General features: G+C 50.0%; 12 protein-coding genes and 1 other annotated feature. Of the genes, 6 read left to right on the top strand and 6 right to left on the bottom strand.

Annotated elements, in window-relative coordinates; translation table 11 throughout:
- Nucleotides 1–183: 183 nt before the first annotated feature.
- Complete coding sequence (locus tag ACLUYS_RS03960) at nucleotides 184–5523, bottom strand: discoidin domain-containing protein (protein ID WP_412659161.1); 5340 nt, start codon at nucleotides 5521–5523, stop codon at nucleotides 184–186.
- A gap of 542 nt (nucleotides 5524–6065) precedes the next feature.
- Nucleotides 6066–6256 (top strand) — a binding site (T-box leader).
- A 55-nt stretch (nucleotides 6257–6311) separates the two neighbouring features.
- Between ACLUYS_RS03960 and tyrS the strand changes: the two genes are divergently transcribed.
- The gene (gene tyrS / locus ACLUYS_RS03955) at nucleotides 6312–7553 is read left to right on the top strand and encodes a tyrosine--tRNA ligase (protein WP_412659160.1); all 1242 of its coding nucleotides are present in this window, start codon (nucleotides 6312–6314) and stop codon (nucleotides 7551–7553) included.
- A 597-nt stretch (nucleotides 7554–8150) separates the two neighbouring features.
- Nucleotides 8151–9128, top strand: coding sequence for a lactate/malate family dehydrogenase (locus tag ACLUYS_RS03950; protein WP_412659159.1), 978 nt, complete (start codon nucleotides 8151–8153; stop codon nucleotides 9126–9128).
- 139 nt (nucleotides 9129–9267) lie between these two features.
- On the opposite strand, the gene aroE is transcribed toward ACLUYS_RS03950, so the two are convergent.
- Both aroE and ACLUYS_RS03940 read right to left on the bottom strand, forming a co-directional pair.
- Nucleotides 9268–10137 carry a shikimate dehydrogenase gene (gene aroE / locus ACLUYS_RS03945; protein ID WP_230267937.1) on the bottom strand — a complete coding sequence of 290 codons (870 nt, stop codon included), beginning with the start codon at nucleotides 10135–10137 and terminating at the stop codon, nucleotides 9268–9270.
- 108 nt (nucleotides 10138–10245) lie between these two features.
- A complete protein-coding gene (locus tag ACLUYS_RS03940; RefSeq protein ID WP_412659157.1) occupies nucleotides 10246–11055 on the bottom strand; it encodes a shikimate kinase in 810 nt (269 codons plus the stop codon).
- Nucleotides 11056–12771: 1716 nt separating this feature from the next.
- Here ACLUYS_RS03940 and aroD point away from each other — a divergent pair.
- Nucleotides 12772–13533 carry a type I 3-dehydroquinate dehydratase gene (gene aroD / locus ACLUYS_RS03935; protein WP_288340126.1) on the top strand — a complete coding sequence of 254 codons (762 nt, stop codon included), beginning with the start codon at nucleotides 12772–12774 and terminating at the stop codon, nucleotides 13531–13533.
- Between the two features lie 339 nt (nucleotides 13534–13872).
- Here the strand turns inward: aroD and ACLUYS_RS03930 are convergent, their stop codons facing one another.
- Nucleotides 13873–14205 carry a hypothetical protein gene (locus tag ACLUYS_RS03930; RefSeq protein WP_230267941.1) on the bottom strand — a complete coding sequence of 111 codons (333 nt, stop codon included), beginning with the start codon at nucleotides 14203–14205 and terminating at the stop codon, nucleotides 13873–13875.
- A 445-nt stretch (nucleotides 14206–14650) separates the two neighbouring features.
- On the opposite strand from ACLUYS_RS03930, the gene ACLUYS_RS03925 reads away from it, so the two are divergent.
- Together ACLUYS_RS03925 and ACLUYS_RS03920 are read left to right on the top strand one after the other, a co-directional pair.
- Nucleotides 14651–14896 carry a hypothetical protein gene (locus ACLUYS_RS03925; protein WP_230267943.1) on the top strand — a complete coding sequence of 82 codons (246 nt, stop codon included), beginning with the start codon at nucleotides 14651–14653 and terminating at the stop codon, nucleotides 14894–14896.
- A 366-nt stretch (nucleotides 14897–15262) separates the two neighbouring features.
- Nucleotides 15263–19660 (top strand): alpha-N-acetylglucosaminidase TIM-barrel domain-containing protein, encoded by a 4398-nt coding sequence (locus ACLUYS_RS03920; RefSeq protein ID WP_412659156.1) that lies wholly within the window; start codon nucleotides 15263–15265, stop codon nucleotides 19658–19660.
- Between the two features lie 248 nt (nucleotides 19661–19908).
- On the opposite strand, the gene ACLUYS_RS03915 is transcribed toward ACLUYS_RS03920, so the two are convergent.
- On the bottom strand, nucleotides 19909–20871 hold the full coding sequence (locus ACLUYS_RS03915) for a TIGR01212 family radical SAM protein (protein ID WP_412659154.1): 963 nt from the start codon (nucleotides 20869–20871) through the stop codon (nucleotides 19909–19911).
- Nucleotides 20871–21884 carry a 3-deoxy-7-phosphoheptulonate synthase gene (gene aroF / locus ACLUYS_RS03910; protein WP_230268400.1) on the bottom strand — a complete coding sequence of 338 codons (1014 nt, stop codon included), beginning with the start codon at nucleotides 21882–21884 and terminating at the stop codon, nucleotides 20871–20873. Before aroF ends, ACLUYS_RS03915 begins: the two co-directional genes overlap by 1 nt.
- 493 nt (nucleotides 21885–22377) lie before the next feature.
- On the opposite strand from aroF, the gene hpf reads away from it, so the two are divergent.
- On the top strand, nucleotides 22378–22914 hold the full coding sequence (hpf, locus tag ACLUYS_RS03905; RefSeq protein WP_412659153.1) for a ribosome hibernation-promoting factor, HPF/YfiA family: 537 nt from the start codon (nucleotides 22378–22380) through the stop codon (nucleotides 22912–22914).
- Nucleotides 22915–23398 lie beyond the last annotated feature (484 nt).

Below are 23398 nucleotides of genomic sequence, written 5' to 3'. Positions count from 1 at the left end.
AATTATCCCAAGGAGGCGGTCGAGAAAATACCCGTCTTTTATTTGACGCTTACAACAGAACGGAAAAAGGGGACGGATCGTGAAGATCCGTCCCCTTCGTTTTGCTTGAAAGGAAACTGTAAAACTTTTTCGCCTGTCGGATAACCGAAAGGCTGGGCAATATGATTTGGGCTTAAATAAAACTTATTTCAGGCTGGAAAGCTTGCCGGCTTCGGGTTTCAGTCGCATAGCCAGGTCAGCCTGGGCCAGATCGCGGGCAGTCTGATCGATCTGAGCCTGACTTTCAGCCTTATCGAGCAGAGCTTTGGCGGCAGTGAGTTTTGTTCCAAAGTCTGTCTTAGCATTGCCATCCTTGTAGGAAGCAAGGCCTGTGTTAACGGTCTCGGCATGGCGGATTGCTTCACGAAGGAGGTCGTAGTTGTATTCAATCGGTTCGACTTCTTCGAGTGCAGCATAGGCATCGAGAAGAGCCTCAGCAGCATTGGCCACTGCCGTTGCATCTTCACCGCTCATGCGTGCAGCCTGTGCATCGACGTAAGTAGCACGGAAGGCTGCCCAGGCTTCATCGGAGCCTTTCTGTTCGCCTTCATACGTGGTTTTGGTCGTATTGAGTGCGTTGATAACTGCGGTGGCATCTACGAGGTTATTTGCAGCTTCGAGAGCTTCTGCTTTCAGAGCGTCCCATGCCTGCGCGCGAATGGATTCGGTGGCGTTCACCTTGTCCATTACCTTCTGATAGGCTTCCGCCGTATCGATTGTCATGTTTGTAACATCCAGATCTTTGATGGAGTTCAGAGCTGCCTTTGCAGCTGTGAGAGCATCGCCGGTCAGAATGTCATTTGGACCTTCTGCATACAGTTCTTCGGCTGCTGCAAAATCGCGGTCGTTGATGGTGGAGAGACAGGTGAGCTTGAATCCGTTGATGGAAACCGGATTGCCTTCGTCATCAGTTACATCGACTTTCTGCAGATCGGTTGTGGAAGTGAAGGTTCCGTTGATTGTCTTGACAACAGCGCCATTGGCGTCGAGCAGTTCCAGCTTATAGTCCTTGATCGAACCGTTGACGTTGCCGCGGCCCTTGTAATCGATCTTGTTTACAGACAGTGTCTTTCCAAAATCAACTTTGATCCAGTGCGGATTATCATCCGAGCACTTGTCGCTGCCGCTGTAGTTTGTGTGCCAGCGATCGTTAGGATTGTCGTTGATGGCAGCCATCGCGCCGCTGTCGCCGTTCGATGTTCCGGAAGCTTCAGAGCAGGCGGAAGCACTCCAGCCATTACGGCTGTAAACCTGCGAGGACAGTTCTTCCGGATCGGCCGGTGCTTCGTCTTCGATTTCAGAAAGCGGTTTGGCAGCGTTGGAAATGCGGATGTTGCCGATCTTGCCGCTGAAGCCGGCATCGGCCATCGTGTAGTCTCCGCCAGTGAGCGAAAGACCGATGAGAGCCTTGTCGTAAAGGGAAGCGTACAGCGTGCCGTCGATGTAAATCTTCAGCATGCCGTTCGCGGTTTTGGAAGCGGTGATGCGATGGTTCTTTCCATCGTTGATTTTGCCTTCGTGTACCGTATGCGTTTCGTGTTCTACGTATTCATCGGTACCGAATTTGCCGGTGTCTTTGGAATCGACGTAGGTACGCTGATCCAGCGAACTGAGGGTATGGCTTCCGACTTTGAAGTTCAGATAGCCGTTTTCATCAATGGAAAGGGCTACGTCGCTGCCGGAGTTAAACAGCGCTTTGGACATCGCGGTCGTATTGAGATCCATAACGATCGAGAAATCCTGCGTTCCGGACAGCGTATTGGAATCGCTGAGGGAAACTTTGGAAGTCGGCTGCGTGAAGTAGGTATCCAGGTCTGCATCGTAGGACTTGCTCAGGGATTCGGGAAGAACGCCCTTGTTTGTCGTATCGAGAATCAGACCGTTGCGGTATACAGGAACGTTGAGTTTGATCGTTCTTTCCACACCGGAAGCATCTTTTTCGGTGATTTCCACCTCAGGGTTCGTAAGGCTGCCGATGGAGAAGGGGATCGATACAGTGCGGTAGTCGTCATGGAGTTTGAAGTCAGTAATTTCCTTGCCGTCGACTTTGACGGATACAGGGGTAACGCGCTGATCAAATTTCACAGCGAGCGTGTTGTTGTCGGTATTCTTTGCGGATACCGCTTTTGGAGCAGATGGAGCTTTGGCACCGAAGTGGTAAATCACCATTTCGTTTGCCGGAACGGTTACGGTGATGGAATCGCCGTAGCTGTACGTTTCCGTGCTCGTGCCGGAAACGAACGGACGAACGCTGATGTAGGAAAGGTTTTTCACAGAGGCATCCACGCCGGCCTGTGCATCCAGTTTGAGTGTATACGTCTGTTCGGAAGAAGTCGGGTTGACAACAGAAACGATGCCTTCCTGACCTTTCCATGCGGAATACCCGTAAACCTGAGCATTGCCCGGAACGCCGCCATGCAGACGGGAAGTTTTCAGAACATCCTGATTGGTTTCCATCCAGTCCAGGACGTCCATGGTAATTTCGTATTTTTCTTCATTCACGATCGATGGAGAATAGTAAAGTTCCCAGAACAGAGTACCGCGCATGGCGTTGGCAAACATGTACTGGCGGAAGTCCGCATCGGTCGCATTCGAACCTTTGCCCTGGTTGTTGACCTGGCCGTGGTTGTCGGAAACGCCGTAAATCGGTTCGTGGTTGTAGAAGTGGTTCTGCGGGAACTGAACCTGGAACTTGTTGGCAAGGTTATAGTACACGTTGTCTCGGTAGTAAATCTTGCGGATATGGCGAGCAGCTGTACCAGCTACGTCATTGGTGTCATCGGAGTTCTGCAGCCATACGGTATTGACCCACTGCAGCATCCATGGGGACAGCTCGACAAAGCAGGTCGCGTTGATGAAGAGCGGTCTGCCCTGCGAAGCATTGAAGGCACGTACATTTTCAAACAGATCCGTCCAGTGTTCCCAGAGATCGGATGTGTAGTACATGTTGTTCGGTCCGCCGACCATGTGGTCATGTGCTGCGTTTGTGCAGTGACCGGTCGCAAAACCGTCCCACTTCCAGTATTCAACGCCATAGTCTTTCTGCCACATTTTAGCGAGACGTTCAAAGTTGTCGACATACTTGTGGGAAGCGATACAGATATCGCCTTTGGAGTAGCCGGTGCCGGCTTCTTCAATAATGTGAGCAATGTTGCCTTCTGATCCATAGCCGCCGCGCGGGCCGATCCAGATACCGAATGTGGACTGGAGCTTGTTGGCCAGAGAAGTAGACGTATAGAAATCGTTCGGGAACTTGTCGTTGATTTCCCAGAATCCGGTACGGTTTACGTTGTTTCCGTATTCGGAGTTGAACTGGGTTTCGTTATACGCATAGGAGTTCCAGCCGTCATCGACAACGTATGCATCGAGCGGTTCAACGCCGTTGCGGGAAAGTCCGTCTTCAACACCGACGAAGGATTTTTCAATACTTGCATCGGTGATGTTTTTCATGTTGTCGTACCAGGAGTTGTACTGCTTGCGGAATACGGTCGGCGTTGCGATGTCTTCAATGTAGTTGAAGAAGTCGGTCTTCACTTCATTGACTGTCGTTCCGCGGGCTGCACCGATGACGTTCTGCCAGGAGACAAACTTGTCATCCGTCGTCAGCATATTGTCTTCCTTCATTTTGGAGAAGGACTTGCCGGAGTAGTAGCGAACCTGCGTGGTTTTGTCCGAAGGTCTGTATTCCGTTTCGGCTACCGGGAATTCGCTTCCCATAAACAGGCCGTCTACATAAATCGGCTGACCGAGCATGGAATCGTGCGCATCCAGACCGCCGTAGCCAAAGCCGCCGGCATTCGTCGGATGGGTCCAGATCGTATCGGCATCGTCATCCGGAATCACAAATGCATCCTGATCGATATAGCTAACGACCGCGGTATCCTTGCTGGATTTGATTTCCAGGAAGGAACGCATGTAATCCTTGCCGTCTTCGGCGACATAGATTTCATCGATATCGAACGTCGTTCCGCCAAAGTCGTACGGCTCATAGCTGATCGTCAGCTTGACGCCGTTTTCGGTATCTGCTTTTTCAGCTTTTTCGAACGTAAGATCGCTGGTTTTGATCGTTCCTTCCTTGCCGATCGCCTGCTCATCCAGGCTGCGGTATTCCGGACCCTGATAGGCGTCGGAGTACAGATTGACTTCGGCCATCGCAAATTCTTCGGCAGTACCCATAGCCATGCCGGTAAACTGCAGACGGATATGCTGGGTGGTTACAGCAGTATTAAGGTTGCAGTAAACGCGGTCGCCGACGTTATACAGGCTGTCAACCTGATGGAGGTTATACGCAGCTTCGGTGAAGGCACCTTTGCCTGCGGATACCCAGTTCGTACCGTCTTCACTTGTGAAGACTTCGAATGCGCCGACGGTACCGTTTTTGCCGTCTACGGCATTGCCTGCACCGGGACGCTTATCAAGAGAGAAGGATTTGACGGTCTGTTCAGATCCAAGATTGAGGTCTACATTAATCGGGAATCCATTGTGATTTCCCTGACCAGGACCGCCTTCATCCGGATAGGTTGAGAGATCGCCATCGATGATCGACTTAAAGGAGGCATCAGTAAAGGCTCCGTTATTTTTCGGTGTGATCGAACCGGTCCAATCCGTGCGATCGAGAGCCTGTGTCGGAACGGTTACTTTCTGCGGAATTTTGTTTTCGAAGAAATTAATTTCGGAAGTTGTAAATTCCTGCTTGTCGGAATTCCATACGGTGGAAACCTGGCGAACCTTGAAATAGCGCGCTGTCTGCGGTGCGGTAAAGTTGAAGGCTACGCGATCGCCAACGTTAAAGAGGCTGTCGACTTTGTGCAGATTATAATCATCTGCTGTAAATTCGCCTTCATCAAATTTTGTCCAGTTCTCTCCGTCATCGCTTTTGTACAGTTCGAATTTGCCCATCGAACCGTTTAGGCCATACGCCTCTTCTTGGAACCCTGGACGCTTGTCAACCGAGAAGGCAGAAACCGTTTTGGCTTCTTTCATATCGATTACCGCATCCCAGGGATTGCTGGCATTGTTGTAGTCATCCGGATTCGTACTGAGGTTGCCGTCAATCAGCTTACCGGCGTCTGAAGAAGTAAATCCGCCGCCGGAAGTATTGGTCAGGGATGCTGTCCAGCCAGTACGGTCCATTGCAGTAGCGTTTTCAACATCGAGCTTCTGAGGATTGGCGATAATGTCTTCCTGAGCCGTATCCCCATACGTCTGTGCGGAAATGACAAAGTCCTCCGATCCAGCCCCTGGAGTCAGCGTGCGATCAATTTTATGGTTCACGACGCCCGTCGTGGCCACTTTGCCGTCTGTAACCGAGAACGTACGGGAAATCTTGTTGTTACCGATACTCAGCTGGTTGTCTGAGATCATCGCATCAAAATCCGTACCATCGGATTCATTGGCCAGAACAACTGTGGAAGATCCTAATGAGCTCGCCCCAAGCGTCAGAGAAAGAAGGCTTCCCAGCAGCTTTCTGTGTTTTGAATTCATGCTTATTCCTTTCTATTTCATCTTGTACATAGTGAAGAATGAAACATTTTGTTTCCTGAATCCACCCCGCAAAGGGAATGCCCGATTTTCCGTTCTGAAAGCGAATTCATTCACTAAAATATTAAGTTATGCCGCATTATTAGTCAAAAACATAAAGTGCTTTTTGCAAATCCGCCGTTTTTTCTGGATATGTCAAATTGAGTAATTTTCAACGAAACCACAAAAAAGCAGCACCTGCAAAGAAGGTTAAAACGCAAGTGAAAAATACAGGAAAATCCAGCCCCTTCCCTGGACGTGTCCGACCTGCCTTTCGCAGAGCCCAGTGCTTCTGAAGTCCTTTTCTGCGGCGGTACACTAAGAAAAACGCCAGGTAAAATTTTCTAATCCGGGCGCAATGTTCGACAAAGCGATCCGGTTTTGCCGGCTGGAAAGCAAAAAGGCGAAGCCTTTCGTCTTTAAAAGCTTCGCAATTTGGCGAGATACACCTTTGGCTGTAGAAATTTAAAAAAGTCGTGTTACAATGTCGAAACAAAACAAACATTCGAAAAGCTGAGATAAGAAAGAGTACACAGAGCCGGATTTCCAAGAGAGCTGTCGTTGGGTGCGAGACAGTAAAGACGTCTGTGGAATACACCTTGGAGCTGCCTTTATGGCCGTGAACCTGCGTTAAAGGCGAGTGCATCAAATAGAAGTTTGATGAATTAAGGTGGTACCGCGCATTGTCGTCCTTGACAGTGCGCGTTTTTTATTTTCGGTTTGTTTTGATACTTGAATTATGGAGGATGGATATGAAATTTTTTGATGAGCTCAAATGGCGCGGCCTGGTGAACGATGTCACTTCTCCCGATCTGGAAGAGGAAATCAACAACGGCGAGCTGACCTTCTATATTGGAACCGACCCAACGGCGGATTCCCTGCACATCGGCCATTACAGTTCGCTGTTGATGGCCAAACGTCTCGAACAGCACGGACATCATCCGATCATGCTCGTCGGCGGTGCGACCGGCTTTATCGGCGACCCGAAAGCAACCGGCGAAAGAAGCATGCTGACACCGGAAGTTCTCGATCACAACTTCCACGCGCTACACGCCCAGATTTCCAGATTATGGGGCTTTCCGATGGTCAACAACCTCGACTGGACCAAGGATCTTTCGATCATCGACTTCCTGCGCGACTACGGAAAACACTTCAACGTCAACTACATGATCAATAAGGAAACGGTAAAGAAGCGTCTGGATACCGGTATTTCCTACACGGAATTTTCCTACATGATCCTGCAGTCGCTCGACTTCCTGCATCTGTTTGAAGAATACAACTGCCGTCTGCAGATCGGCGGACAGGATCAGTGGGGAAACATCACTTCCGGTCTGGAACTGATCCGCAAGAAAAAAGGATCCGACACCAAAGTCTTCGGTCTGACCATGCCGCTGATTACCAAAGCGGACGGTACAAAATTCGGCAAGAGCGAAACGGGAACCGTATGGCTCGACGCGGACAAAACCAGCCCGTACCAGCTGTACCAGTTTCTGCTGAACACGGAAGATGCCAAGGTGATCGAATACCTCAAGAAACTGACGTTCCTGAGCGTGGAAGAGATCATGGCTCTGGAAAAAGAAGTGGAAGAAAATCCTGGCCGCCGTGCAGCCCAGAAAAAGCTGGCGGAAGAAGTCGTTTGCGACCTTCACGGGGAAGAAGCACTCGAAGGCGCTCTGAAAATCACAAATGCGCTCTTTGGCGGATCGCTTGAAGAACTGACCGAAGCACAGCGGCGAGAACTCGTAAACACCATGGAGAAAACACCGGCAGCTGCAGGCAAGCTCGAAGACGTTCTGATTGCCGCAAAAGCTGCTTCTTCCAAGCGCGAAGCCCGCGAATTCATCAAGGGCAACGCGGTTTCGGTAAACGGACAGAAAGTCAACGACCCGAACATGCCGATCGATCTGAACAGCACCTACGTCGATAATGTGGTTCTGATCAAGCGCGGTAAAAAGAAAAACTACGCGATTGAACTGACCGAAGCGGCGGAATAAGTCCGAGCTTCTGACAGCCCTTAAAAGGGCAGATTCAATTCATTAGAAAAACCAGAAAGGATTTTCGAGTGGCCAGCACTTTGAAAATCCTTTTTCGTTTTTCTGCGAAGAAATCGAAATGGACAGACTGAACAAAAGCAGGCTTATCAAAAACGGAGCGTCAGCGCAATTCATTCTGGAAAGCATCTGCACCCAGCGCAGGAAGCGGCATTCCAAATATTTGCCTTTCCATATATTTGTAGATATTTATGAGTATCGATCTTTATTTGTCAGATCGTTTCGGAAAGAATTGTCTAGGGCGTTACGTTCGTTTTTTGATTTCAGAGGAGTGTAATGCGTCACGGGATTCCACTCCTGTTCTGTTTATTCAGGGCTCTCGAAGACAGACGTCCTTTTCCAAAAACGGTGTGAAAAACGCCCAAAACGATTCGCGAAAATTCTTTCGGTCATCTTCGTGGATATTCTGAATCTCCTGTTGCAGGATTTGAATCCGGTCACACTTTTTCTCTTTCCGTCAGACAGGTAAGAAAGATATGCGGGTGACAAAGGAAAATGGTCTGTCAGAACAATCGAATTCTGACATCAGGAGATATAGACATGAAACATAGAAAAGCAGCCATTCTTGGTGTTGGACACGTTGGAGCCCACGTCGCCAGCGCTCTGTGCATGGAAGGCATTGTCGATGAGCTCATTCTTATCGATACGCGTCCGCAGAAAATCATCAGCGAAGCACAGGATCTGAATGACGCTCTGCTGTACACGTCCTGGAGCGTCAACGTACATCCAGGCGATTTCGCGGATCTGAAAGACTGCGATGTACTCATTAACGCTGCAGGAGACATTGAACTGCTTCGCGGAAACGAAGAGCGGTCCAGCGAACTGGATTTTACAATTCGTGCTGTACATTCCTTTGCGCCTAAAATCGCCAAAAGCGGATTCAAAGGCGTCATCATCAATATTTCCAATCCGTGCGATGTCGTGACGCGCGCACTGGCCAAAGGATGCGGTCTGCCGTATGGTCATATATTTGGAACCGGAACCGCACTGGATACTTCGCGTCTGGTCGGCGCCATTTCCAAAAAGACAGGACTGGCCCGCCATTCTGTTACCGCAATGATGCTTGGCGAGCACGGCAACCGTCAGTTTGCTCCAAAGTCCGTCCTTTCCTTCCAGGGAGCCCCGTTAAAAGCGGCTTCGTTGCTTGCCAAGGACCTGGACTGGAAAGAACTCGAACAGGAAGCCATTAAAGGCGGCTGGGTCACGTTTGCGGGCAAGCAGTGCACCGAATACGGCATTGCCGCAACTGCTGCTCGACTGGCTGAAGCGGTACTGAGGGACGAGCATCTGATTCTTCCGGTTTCCGCACCGCTGAGCGGGGAATACGGTCAGTACGATCTGTATGCGGGCGTACCGGCGGTCATCGGCCGGCACGGCATTGAAAAAGTCATCGTTCTGCCCTTAAACGATGAAGAGAAAACGGAATTTCTGGCCTGCTGCGACGCCATTCGTTCTAATGTGGAAAAAGCGGATGCGCTGGTGGAGCAGCTGAACGCAAAGAAAAAGCACAGCAGTTAAAACTTCTTTTCAGGCAGTCTGCCCGGAGCGGACGTCCAAAATGGATATCAGCCTGTCTTCAGGCCGTCACAATTAAATAACGCCTTAGCTAAAGGTTTCTGACCGACAGCTAAGGCGTTTCGATTTTATTGCAGACTGGCTAGGCGCTGAAATATTTTTCCTTGATCAAATCGACCGGCATATCGTGACCAGTCCAGAGCTTGAAGGAAGCAGCGCCCTGATACAGAAGCATGTACATGCCGTTGGACGTCTTGCATCCAGCGGCTTTTGCGTCTTTGAGCAGTTTTGTTTCTTTCGGATTGTAAATGACATCAAATACGAAAAGATCCGGACGGAACAGGGAAGTATCCTGAATGATCGAACGATCTGTATTCGGAGCCATGCCTACTGATGTGCCGTTGACGAGAATGGCGCTGTTCGCGATGGCTTTGCGAAGGACTTCCGGATCGGAATAATCGTGGACGCGAACCGTGCAGTTCGTGCGCTCATTCAGCTTTTCGGCAATTTCTTCAAGGCGGCCGAAGAAATCGTCGCGAATGTTGAAAACGTCGATTTCCTTGACGCCATCCAGGGCAGCCTGAACCAGAATGGCCGTGGCCGCGCCGCCGGCACCGAGCAGGGTCATGTTTTTTCCGATAATATTTACGCCGCATTCTTCCACGGCTTTCATAAAGCCGATACCGTCGGTCGTATAGGCGGTCAGAACACCGTCTTCGTTGACGATGGTATTGCAGGCGCCGGTAATTTCCGAAGCGGGGGAGAGATTATCCGCCAGCGTGCACATGATGTTTTTGCCCGGCATGGTGATGTTCCAGCCTCTTGCTTTAAACAGCTTCAGCGCTTCTACGGCTTTCGGCATGTCTACTTCAGGCACATCAAAGGCAAGGTAGGCATAGTCGAGACCAAGCGCGTCGCATGCTTCGTTATGCATGGCAGGGGAAATGGAGTGAGCGACCGGTGAACCCAGAAGGCAGAGCAGACCGGTATGTCCGGTAATCGATTGAGTCATACTGATTCATCCTTTCGAAAGATTTGTAAGCAGAAGGAACAGCCGTTTCTTTCTCAGAGTAAGAGAGAGGATGCTTATCTTTTTAAAACGGGACTCTTTAAATCAGGGCTATTCCTGAGCCTGCCCGGCCGATTCGGCATCCTTGCAGGCTTTGACTTTGGAAATAATTTCCTCGCAAATGCGATAGACGTCTTTTCCGTCGGTATTGACGATAATATCCGCCGCTCCCATATAGGCGGGATTGCGTTTTTCCATCAGATCCGTGATGTGTTCGACCGTTTTGTTGTTTTCGAGAAGCGGGCGATCGTGGCTGTCCTGGACGCGGTCGAGAATAGTCGCCGGATCGGCGGTCAGCAGAACGATTTTTCCGGATTTGCGCATTTCATCGACATTGACCTGACGCATAGCGACACCGCCGCCGCAGGAAATGATCTGGTCATGCTTGCCGCGGCACGATTTGAGCAGATTCGTTTCTTCGTCGCGGAAATACTGTTCCCCGCGCAAATCGAAGATTTCGGAAATGGACATGCCGTTCTGTTCGGCGATAATCTGGTCCATTTCGATGACATCCATCGCGAAAACCTGCTTGAGGGCTTTGGCGACTGTACTTTTTCCCACGCCCATGAAGCCGATCAGGAAAATGTTGAAGCCGAACAGTTCGTGCGACTGAATTCGCTTGGAGTAATAAAGAATCGAATCGTAAACGCCCATAATGGCATCCCGGTATTCGTAGTCAGCAAGTTTCTTATTGAAATTGCGCTTTTTGCGTTCTTCCTCTTCCGACTGAACGGCCGCAATTCCAAGTTCCTGTTTGCAGGAGATGAACTCCTGAATCATCTGCGAACGCATGCGAAGCGTATTGATCAGAATTTCATCGCAAAGATCAAGGTCATTGCGAAGCTTTTCGAGTTTATCCATTTGAAATTTCCTTTTCTCAGGGATTTCGTAATGCCGAAATCCAGATCCCAATCAGTATAGGCAAGCGGTTAAAAGCTTGTAAAGGACTCCACCTTTCTTACAAGAGGTTTCAAATAGTTTCATAGAAACTTGCAGGTTTTCATAATGACGCATTCCAAATCCAATTCCATTGTATTTTGATCCATCGAAAGGTATCTCTCGGACTGGAGAGGCGAATACACACGCAGCTCCACGACCAGCAGGACGTCTTTGAAAAGTCAGGAATGGAAAAATGCCCGCAGGGGCTTTAAAAGATTCGAATGAGCCTGAATTCCTGGAATATATTCTTTCTACGCCAGATTTTCAAAGGGAATAAAACTCCGAAATACACTTTATATAAAGTGAATATCGGAGTTTTAATTTGCGAATTTCACTCGATATGATTTAATGTAGTAAAAAATAAATGCACGTTACTGCAGGTGATTCTATGCATATCGTCTATAACAAAAAAACGGTGTGCTTTTTGCACGCCTGGCCGTATCGAAAAGGGTTGGAAAAACTGTAAAAAAAGAATCTATCAACCTCGGAAGAGTCCTTGATAAAGAGAAAGGAGTCACCAGAGCCGGGATAGAGGAGTTTTTATCTATGGTCTGAAGACGGATACCTATACTAAAACCGATGATTATGAACTAGCAAGGCGCAAACACAAGCGGAAGGAGCAACTGATTTTTGATTTTGGCGATATCTGCCTCATTGATCAGTTCATCCGAAAGCATCCCGCGCTAAGGAACGCAATCGACAGTATCGGCTGTTCAAACATGGATTCCGTCTTCAGCCTTCTCTGCTTCTGTATCCTTTCGAACTGCTCGAATCGTCTGTGCCAATCCTGGCGGGAAAGCAGTTTTGCCAGAATCCTTTTTCCTGACGCGAGACTGTCCAGCCAGAGGATCTCGGATATTCTCGCTCTTCTGAGCGTAGAATACCCTTGTCGTGAATTATTCAAGTTCTATCTGAAGCTGTTCAAAGAGGATCTGGAAGGAGATGGGATAAACGTCCTGATCGATTCGACCGGGCTCCCAGACAGTATTCATTTCCCACTGACAGCGATCAGTAATGACAATGGGGAAATCGAGAACGAAGTCCGCCGGATCTATGTGACTCAGCAGGAGACCGGACTGCCAGTATGCTTTAGATACTGTCCAGGAATTGTGATCGATGTTTCCACTTTATCGCGGACAATGAGAGAGTTGAAAAAGGCCGGAGTTAATACAAAGTTAGCTATTCTTGACGCTTGATATCTTACAAAGACTAATTTAGAAGAATTGTACGAAGACAAAATCTCTTTTCTCATGCGCTTGGACTCTTTGTTAACATGCGCTATTCGAAAATGATCGAAAGCGCTGCATAACGAAAACGCGCCATAACGAAAACGCTGCGTAATAGATCTCAGGACAAAGACAGACTGAGCGCAGTGCTCATACCATTTTGAAAAAAAACTCTTTTTCACAAAAGCGGATTTTTGAAAGAACAGAACCGGCCGGAATATTCTGGCCAGATCCATCCTTACTTTGTTTAAGAATCCAGTTCCAGACTGTCTGTTCCGGTTCGGGGTGAGCCGGAAGAGACACCCTTTACTGCCTGCATTCAGGCAGACCGGTCATTTTGAGAAGACTCTTCAGAAATGGCTTTAGACCTTGAAAGACTGAACGGAAAAGATTTTCCAGAAAGGATTTGAATATGAATACTGTAAATGTACGCAATATCGAAATCGGAAGCGGAAAGCCGAAAGTCATTGTTCCGATTGTAGCGGTAACTAAAGAAGACATCCTGAAGGAAGCGGCAGAAATCGCCAGTCTTCCTGCGGATGTTCTGGAATGGCGCGTCGACTGGTTTGAAAACAGCGAAGATCTCGCGGCAGTAAAAGACGTTCTGAAAGGACTTCGTGAAGTGCTTGGCGATATGCCGATTCTCATGACATTCCGCACGAAAAAAGAAGGCGGAGAAAAAGCAATTTCCATGCAGGACTACATCGACCTTAACGTGGAAGCTGCCAAAAGCGGTCTCGTGGATCTTGTCGATGTTGAAATCTTCAGCGGAGACGACACGGTCAGCGCCATCCTGGACGGCGCGCACGCAAATGGTGTAAAAGTCGTTGCTTCCAATCATGACTTTTTCAAGACGCCGGATCAGGACGACATCGTTTCCCGTCTGGTCAAAATGCAGGAGATGGGCGCCGACATCTGCAAAATTGCCGTCATGCCGCAAAATCGCCGCGACGTGCTCACGCTGCTGAGCGCGACCGAAAAAATGGCCAATGACATTGCCGATCGTCCGATCATCACGATGTCCATGGCCAAAGACGGCGTGATCAGCCGCCTTTGCGGCGAAGCGTTCGGTTCGTCGATGACTTTTGGAGCCGCCGGAAAGGCTTCCGCTCCCGGTCAGATGAATGTGGAAACGCTCGTTCAGATTCTCGATGCGCTGCATCAGGCGCTTTAAGCAAGACTTCAATCGGCTTTTTCCAGTGAAAGCAGGGGAATGAAAAGCCGCAGGTCAAAGCAGGCAGGCGGTGTGAACTATTCAAAAAAAGCACCGTCTGCTTTTGTATTTTTTGAATCTGGATGACGCCGAATGGATGATTTTGTTATCTCAAAACGGTTTCCAGAGTTTTAGCAGGCAACTGCCGGTCTGTCGATCAAAGTGCCCGCATAATTTCCGGACCCGGCGTCGTTCGAATTCCGATATAAGAATTTGAATAGGGGTCCGCAGGTGAGTTCTGCCTCTCTGGCGCTTTGCTCCATTGTGTCTGCTTCGTTCTATCTGCCTCCGTTTCCATCTTCATTTTCTTCCATATTCATCGTATTCATCGTCCTCAGAAAAGAAGAGCTGATCTATGAAAAAGGGCTGCACTGGCTGGATGACTGTCTGGAAAAATTTCTGCTTTGTCTCGCCCTGGCAGCCATGGCCGTCATCATGGGCATTCAGGTGTTTTGCCGCAGCGTTTTGTTCATGTCGCTTTCCTGATCGGAAGAGCTGACGCGCTGTCTGTTTATCTGGAGCGGCTTTCTCAGTGTCAGCTGCTGCACCATATACTGCATTTCCATCAAGATCGAACAGGTTGCGGCAAGACTTTCCCGGCGTAAATAAGCGGTTTTGAAAGTGATCAGCCACACGATCGAACTGGCGTTCTTTTTAAACATGATTCCGTATACGTTCTCATTTTTCATGTCTTCGGTATAAAGCGGGCAGGTTTCGCCCGCATGTCAGATTCCGATGGACTGCGTGCAGGCGGTGCCTTTTGTTTCCTTTGTTCTGGTCGCCATCTGCATCTTGCAGCGCTGGATCATCGAATTCAAAGTGTGCCTGAACCTTCCCCTCAACGATCCAGCCCATCCGGAACGCAGTACGCCGGAATCGTTCATTCAGGCCAATACCGATCCAGAGCCGGTCGGCGCATCCGGCATGGATTCGTCTGTAACGTCTGGAAAAAGGAGAAAGCGTACGAGTGTCCTTCTTCTGTTTGCAGTCTTTACGATTTTGCTGGTGATCGCGGTTCCGATTTCCATCTTCCTTGGAATTACTTCGGTATTGCCGTCGATTTTTGGTTCTTCCTTAGATGACGGAGGAACAGAAGGAAATTCTAAAAGAAGCGGCTTCCATCGCTGCCGACTATGCGCGCGAGAAGTCGGATGAGCGCATCGCCAGACAAAGAGAAGAAATTGAAGAAAACGGAAGTGAAATTCTCGAACTCGATGCCGCTGTGCAGGAAGCAATTCGCGAAAAGGCAGCGCCGTTCTATCCGTCGATTCAGACCGATATCGATCCCGCGCTCTATGCGCTCTATACGAGGGAAGTCCAGTAAACAGATTTCGATCTGGCCACGTAAGTTTTGAACCGTTCTAAAACGCATTAAGCAGATAAAAGGCCGTATTCCTCATCCAGCCAGAAGGAATACGGCCTTTTATCGTAAAGGCAAGAGAAGGACCGGATTTTCGTACATCGAAAAAGAACGCACAAAAAATGAAAGGGGTTACACTGAAAAGGTCCAGCCTGAAGAAATAAAAATCGCAAGAAATGAACAAAATATCACACTTATTGCATATGTTCGGCGTTCATAAATATTTTTCGGACCGGCATAATGAAAGGGAATACATCGGGCGTATTCTGGTCTCTGTTTTCGGGCAAATTACAAAGACCAAAACCATAAAAAAAGAAGAAAGGATTATTGATGAAACAATCTCTGACAAACCGGCTGAAACAGACGCTTTCGATCGTCGTTACGGCGGGCTGTTCACTTTCGATGCTGCAGACCCCCATTCAGGCAGCTGTTCCTTCTGAGCTGGAAAACATCGCAGCAGACTTTACGATCACAGTTCCCTCTGAACAGAGCGGAAAGCCGAAAGAAAACATGGTCGACGGCGATGCTTCTACGCTCTGGGTCAGCAACGGAGCACAGTGGCCGGCGACGCTGATTTTTCGCGCACCTCTGGACACCCCGCCGATTTATAAAATGGTTGTCAAACTGGAATCCGGGCATCCGGACTGGACGATGGATGTGAAACTCCAGCACGCGGTCAACAGCGTGACGGACGATCTGATTCCGGATACAGAAAAAGACGACTTTTCCTTTAACGACACGTTTACCTATACGTGGGAAGACGGCATTTCTGCCTCCCATTTCTATCTGACACTTTCCGATCCGAAAAACGGCGGCGCTGCCGGCGCGTTCTGGCCAGGCATTGCGGAAGTGGAATTATTTACTGAAAAAGGCGGGAACAACCCCGATTCTTCCGATCTGGTCAATATTGCCGGCAACGGTACGATCAGCTCTATCACGTCCGGACAGGGCAATCCGGCCAGTCTGATCGATGAAGATTACAAAACGCTTTACGTATTTTCTCAGGGGCTTTCGACCACCGGAGGCCAGGCCTGGGTTCAGATCGATTACGATCAGAAAAAGACGGTAAAAGCGATTGAAGCTGCCTTTGAAAACAAAGGCGCTTCCGATTCCAACGGCTTTGTCTTTAGGTACGACATTCTTGGACGGACGAGTGCCGACGGGGAATGGGAAGTGCTGGGCGCTGATCAGACGGCAACACGTCTGGATGGGGACTGCATCAAACGCTTTACCCTCGATGAGGCCAGAGAACTGCAGGCCGTACGCATTCTGATTAAATCCATTGCGAATACCGGCGGCGATCCCTGGCCCGCTTTAGCGGAGCTGAAAATTCTTGCCCCAACAGATTCCGTAAAGGATCCTCTGCTTGAAAACAATATTGCCAAAGGCAAATCCATTCATACCAATACGAACCAGGCGAACGTAAAGAACCTGGTCGACGGTTCGCTGGCTACCCAGTGGAACGGCGACATGTATCCGGCGTATGTGGATATTGACCTGGGCAAAAACTATACGCTCAGCGATGCGGTTGTATTCACCCCGACTGCGGGCTACAGCCAGTATTCGATCTATACGTCCATGGATGGCGTTGACTTTGAGCGCGTCGCCCGCAAGACATCGAAAGAGACCTGCACGAATGAAGGCGAAACCTGGCAGCTCAACAACAAGGAAGCACGTATTATCCGTCTTTACATGGAATACAACTCCGCTTCCGCAAACAGCCAGGTTCGTGAATTCGTCCTGCACGGAACGGAGTCGGGAACACCCGTTCAGCCAACACCGGCGGTCAGCGTGCCGGATTTTAAAGATACCGAATACGCAAGGGCCGTTACCGAAGCCGATACGATTGCGGAAGTTCAGGGCATTATTTCCCGCCGCATTGGGGAAGCCTATGTCGACTGGTTTACCTTTGAACTCAAAGATGCCGCCAATGGCTATGACTACTACGATGTCGAAGCCAGAAAAGGAAAGATTCACATTACCGGAAACAACGGCGTGTCTCTGGCCACCGGTCTGAACGCCTACCTGGAACAGATCGTCAACGTGCACATTTCTCAGGTCGGCGATCAGGTCAAAATGCCGGAAAGCATTGTTCTTCCTGTGCAGAAACTGCACAAGGAAACAAAATTCCCGGTTCGCTATTCGTATAACTTCTGTACGCTTTCCTATTCGATGGCGTTCTGGGGCGAAAGCGAATGGAGAAATGAATTAGACTGGCTTGCTCTGAACGGCGTGAATGTCGTTCTGGATGCGACCGGTCAGGAAGAAGTCTGGAGACGCTTCCTTGCCGAATGCGGCTATTCCCATCAGGAAATCAAGGACTTCATTGCCGGTCCTGCGTACTACGCCTGGTTTTACATGGCCAACCTTACCGGCATGGGCGGACCGCTGCCGGACAAATGGTTCGCACAGCGTACCGAACTCGCCCGTAAAAACCATCGCATCATGCAGGTTCTTGGTATGCAGCCTGTACTGATGGGCTACTGCGGCATGGTGCCGACCGATTTCAAAACCAAACAGCCGGAAGCGTCCGTTATTCCGCAGGGCAAATGGTGCAACTTCCAGCGCCCGTACATGCTCAAAACGGATGATTCGAATACCTTCCCGAAATATGCCGAAATGTTCTACAAAGCGCAACAGGATGTCTATGGAGACATCACGAACTACTACGCGACCGACCCGTTCCACGAAGGCGGAAATACGGGCGGCATGAATGTTTCCACCATAGCGTCCGAGACGCTCAAAGCGATGATGGAAAGCGATCCGGACGCCGTCTGGGTGATTCAGTCCTGGCAGGGCAACCCGTCCAGCGCCCTTCTGAAAGGTCTGGAAGGCAATCGGGACCACGCCCTCGTACTCGATCTGTATGCAGAACGCCAGCCGCACTGGAACAGCGCCAGCTATGGCGATGAATTCCAGCAGACCCCATGGGTATTCTGCATGCTCAACAACTTTGGCGGACGTCTCGGTCTCTATGGCCACATCGAAGGTCTGGAAGGCGTATTTGACGCCATCAAGAATGCAGACTGCATGGCCGGTATCGGTATCGCACCGGAAGCCAGTCAGAACAATCCGCTGCTTTACGAATACCTCTTCGATACCATCTGGACCGAAGATGCAGAGCAGCCGGTAGAACCAATCAATCTCAATCAGTGGATTAAGGATTACGCAAGAAGACGCTACGGCGGCGAAAGCGAAAGCGCTGTAGAAGCGCTCCAGATTCTGCTCGATACCGTATACGACGGCGTCGAGCACGAACGAAACAACAGCGGCATCGGACAGGGGGCTCCGGAAAATATCCTGAATGCCCGTCCAAATCTGACGCTGACTACCGCTTCGACATGGGGCTGGTCGTCGATTCTATATTCCAAAGTCGAACTGCAGAAAGCGCTCGATCTGCTTCTGGAAGACTGGGATACGCTTAAGGATTCCGAAGCGTATCGCTATGACGTAGTCAGCGTGGCTCAGCAGGTTCTGTCCAACTCGGCACAGGGAATTCTTTCCAAAATGAATACGGCTTACACCAACCGCGATCTGGATGAATTCACGACCTGGTCGGATAAGCTGATCGAACTCGTCAGCGATTCGGACCGTCTGCTTTCCACAACGAAAATGTACATGCTTGGCAACTGGACCGAAGCCGCCAGCCGCATGATCAGCGATCCGGATGACTTCACCAGAGATCTGTTTGATCTCAACGCCAAAGCGCTTGTATCGACATGGGGTTCCATTGCCCAGTCGAACGCCGGCGGTCTGCACGACTACTCCAACCGTCAGTGGGCTGGCCTGACGAAAGATCTGTATCTCAAGCGCTGGCAGATGTTCATTGACGAAAAGAAAAAAGAACTGCGCGGCGAATCCTTTAAAACCTTCAGCGCAGCGGACTGGTTTGAAGTGGAATGGGCCTGGGCGCGAAACAGCGACGAACGCTTCTCCGATCAGCCAGGTTCGGATCCGATCAACACACTGGCCGAAAACGTTCTTGAAAAATACGACATCCAGAAAATCGCTCCGGAAATTACTCTGGACGGCGTTCTGGAACCGGAAAAAATGACCGCCACTGCTCCCAGTGCGCAGAGCGGAGAAGGACCAGAACGCGTTCTGGATGGAAACAATCAGACGCTCTGGCACACCCAGTACACCGGAACGCTGCCCACAAGGGAACAGTGCTATATCACACTGAACCTCAACGAACCGGCGATGGTACGCTCCCTGCTGTATTTGCCAAGAAGCAACGCGCAGAACGGCACAATCACCAAATATCGCATTGAGGTTATCGACGACAGCCAGCCTGGAGCGGAGTGGAAAACGGCAGCCGAAGGAAACTGGGCCCGTGAATCCGGCTGGAAAGAAGCCGTATGGTCCACGCCGGTAAAAGCGACGAAGGTCCGTCTTGTGGCCGTAGATTCCGTCAGTGTCGAAACGGGCAAAATTTTCGCGTCCGCTGCGGAAATCCGCGTGAAAGGCGTATGGAGTGCGGACATTCCAGATGAACTCGATTACACCTTAATGGATCAGGCCCTCGAAAAAGCCGATGCGCTTGAAGCGGCCAAAGAGACGTTTGCGATGACAGGCCTCCATGCCTTTGAAGACGCAAGAACGCATGCGGCTTCCGTTCGAGCCGATGCCCTTACGCAAAAAGAGCTCGATGACGCGGCGCTCCGTCTGAATCAGGCGATGCTGAAACTGCGCAAGAAAGTCGATAAGGCGTATCTGGAAAATCTTTAATCGATACAGAGCTTAAAAAGCCTCTTTTAAAGTCGAACCGGCTGTGACCGGTTCAAAACGAAGACCGGCCTCGATTTCGAATATCGAATCGAGGGCCGGTCTTTTCCTTTTGGCCGTCGGTTTGAACCGCAAAAAAACTCGGATCTTCCCAGAGAAGGCCCGAGTTTTCGTTTTGGTAAATACTGAGGAATGAAACGCACAATAAAAGCAGAAAAATTCGTCACAGAGCCAGAGAGAAAAACTTCGGATCAGGAAACGGTCTTTTTTGCGCCCTGCCAGCTGTTTCGACGAAGGAGTTCCTTATCGATATCGTTGGCGGTCTGCGTCTTCTTTCGCGTCCATAGGGGAGCGAGCAGATCGCTGGCCAGACCGTCGCCGGTTACGCGTTCGATAATGATGTGTTCATCGATCACTTCCAGCTGATCGCAGACAATGGATACATATTCCTGCGCGCCAAGAAGAGAAAACGGTTTGTTCAGCCAGCTCTGGCCCAGACGGGAATTGTCCAGCAGATGAAGCATGTGAATTTTCAGCGCGCCGGGTTGAAGGGAACTGGCAAAGCGGGCGGTTTTGAGCATCATCTCTCGGGTTTCGCCCGGCAGTCCATTAATCAGATGCAGGACAGAACGCAGATGATGCCTTTGGCATAACGCGATCGCGTTTTTCGCATCTTCGGGCGTATGGCAGAAATTCATGGCCTTTGCGGTCTGAGGATGAATGCTCTGCAGGCCGAATTCGACCCAGACTTCCTTGTGATACTTCGCCTGCATTTCTTCCAGCCATGCAGCGGTCTCTTCACAAAAACAGTCGGTTCGCGTAGCGATGGAAATCGCGCAGACTTCATCCGAGGCAAAGAAGGGAATATAAATCTTTTTCAGCGTTTCAAGCGGGGCGTACGTATTGGAAAAGGACTGAAAGTAGGCGATGCCAAGACACTCGGGCCATTTTTTGCGGGCCCGTTTCAGATTTGCCTGGTACTGGGTCTGGAGCGACTGGCCGCTTTGCAGAATCGTATCGCCGCTTCCGGCAGATGAGCAGAAGGCGCAGCCGCCCACGCCTTTGGTTCCATCCCGGTTAGGACAGGAAAATCCCGCATTGAGCGGGATTTTGGCAATTTTTCGTCCATACTGTTTCTTCATCGCATAGGAGAAGGTGTGGTAGCGCTTGTTGGTATCGGAAAAGGGAAAGGGGTTGTCCAGAATCTGGTTCATTAGAGCGTGCGTCCAACCACTTTCGCAATCGCCCGCGCTTTAGTGACCAGTTCCGCATATTTATCCGGTTTCAGCGACTGCGCGCCATCGCTCCAGGCGTGCGCCGGATCGGGATGCACTTCAATGATCAGACCGTCTGCGCCAGCTGCAATCGCGCCTAACGCCTGCGCTTCGACAAGCTTCCAGTCGCCGGAGGCGTGGGACGGGTCGATGATAACCGGCAGATGAGTCCGTTCTTTCAAAATCGGAATGACTGCCAGATCGAGGGTATTGCGGGTGTATTTCTCAAACGTGCGGATGCCGCGTTCGCAGAAAATTACGTTTGGATTGCCTTCGGACATAATGTATTCCGCGGCCATGATCCACTCTTCAATCGTATTGGCCAGACCTCTCTTGAGCAGCACCGGCTTTTTCGTGCGGCCGACGGCTTTCAGAAGATCAAAGTTTTGCATGTTGCGTGCACCAATCTGAATGACGTCCACGTTTTCAACAAATTCATCGAGCTTGTCGATGCTCATCAGTTCGGTTACGATCGGCAGTCCGGTAAGTTCTCTGGCATGAACGAGATCCTGAATGCCTTCCGAGCCGAGACCCTGGAAGGAATAGGGAGACGTTCTGGGCTTGTAGGCGCCTCCGCGCAGCATATCCGCTCCGGCTTCCAGCACTTTGCCGGCAGCCTCGCAAATGGCACCGTCGCCTTCAACCGCGCACGGGCCGGCGATCATGACGATTTTCTGTCCGCCGATTTTGATGCCGCTGACATCGATGACGGTATCTTCCGGATGGAACATGCGGTTGGCCAGCTTGTACGGCTGGGCAACGCGCTGCACGTTAAAGACGATGGGATTGGCCAGCAGGGACCGCTCATCAATGGACGCGGTATCGCCGACCAGGCCGAAGACGTCGTAGTTTTCACCGACAATTTTGGTGATGGAAAGATTGCGGCTTTCCAGATCCGCAATCAGCTCATTGACAGCCTGTTCCGGGGCCGTCTTTTTTAAAGTAATAATCATAGTGAATACAGCTCCTTTAAACTCTCGACAGATCAGAAGATCTCTGACTTACGCAAAAGAGTATCCGCTCTTTTACCGGTTTTGTCCGGGAGAGCATCGCAATTGGAAGCGATACAGGACGAAAAGCAGGAAAACGGGAAGGAAAGCGGGTGCCCGATTTTTCGAAAACGGATCGATCGGGTAAGTCTGCACTATCATACCGCCTTGAAAACTCATTCAAAAAATTCGAGCGGAAAATTTTCATAACTCGAAAGAAAACAGGAGGTTTTGCCGCCATAAACCGCCTGCGTATTCGAGATTCTCGATATTCATTGTTATGAAACTTAAAACCACAAAAAGGAAAACCGATCGATTTTCTGGGAAGGAAAATACAGGAAATCGTCCTGACAAGGCCGTAAAATGTCCACTTTGGTCATAGCTTTGACGACAAAACGATTTATGCCTATCATGAAATCAAGGATCAGCCCCGATCCATCTGACAAGGAGTGAGTTTATGAAAATCAACATTGTTGGAAAGAATATTTCCATTACCCAGGCACTCGAAGACCGCATCACCAAGAAACTGAAAGGTCTCGAGAAGTACTTCCTGATCGGGGAAGACGACACCGCAAAAGTTCTGCTGACCTCCCATCCGAACCACAATAAAATCGAGGTCACCATCCCGACGAAGGCTGCGATCCTGCGTGCCGAAACCGTCGATGTCGATATGTACAATGCGATCGACAAAGTCGTAGACAAACTGACAGACCAGATTCGCCGTCAGAAAACGCGTCTCGAAAGCCGCAAGGACAAGGCATCGCCGCTCTACGAAGCCTTCCTCGACTTCGATATTCTAGGTGAAGAAGATCCGGAAGACATCGTCGTCAAGACCAAATCCATCGAACTCGAGCAGCTCTCGCTCGATGAAGCGATCACCCGCATGGATCTGCTCGATCACACTTTCTTCATCTATCTCGATGATGAAACCGGCAAACCCGCTGTAGTCTACTGCCGCAAAGACGGCGGCTACGGTCTGATCGAAACCGAATAAGTCCAGAACGGGACGCATTCGCTAAAGCCTCAGGCCAGAACGAATGCCGCCTGCCCGCCGTAAGAGAACCGGGAAAATCCAGTAAATCAGGCAGAGCAGGGATCGCCCGATTCTACAGGATCTGAAAAATACAGAAGGGAAGCTGAAAAGCTTCCTTTTTCTGTATAAAGGCTGCATAGAACAATTGATAATTCTCAACACAGGACTATAAAGCATCTTTTTATGGCACAATTTAGGAAAGCGTTTTCAACCCGCTGAAAACAAACAGAGGATCCAATCGAAAGAAGCGGTTTTCTCTGGATAGGATCCTGGAAAGGAGATTGTATATGCCTGTTTCTTTTCGCAAATCGGATTTAGAAAACACAGAACCCCGAATCTGTCATTCGGGAAAACTCGGCAGCGCCGAGTGGACAATTGATGAAGACGGCCTTCTCGTCATTGGCGAAGGTACGGTGAACACCGACGAGCTTCCGCCTTCCAGACA

The organism is Allobaculum sp. (genome assembly GCF_047010065.1).
In the GTDB taxonomy this organism is placed as follows: domain Bacteria; phylum Bacillota_I; class Bacilli_A; order Erysipelotrichales; family Erysipelotrichaceae; genus Allobaculum; species Allobaculum fili.
This window is presented reverse-complemented; position numbering and strand designations above follow the sequence as displayed.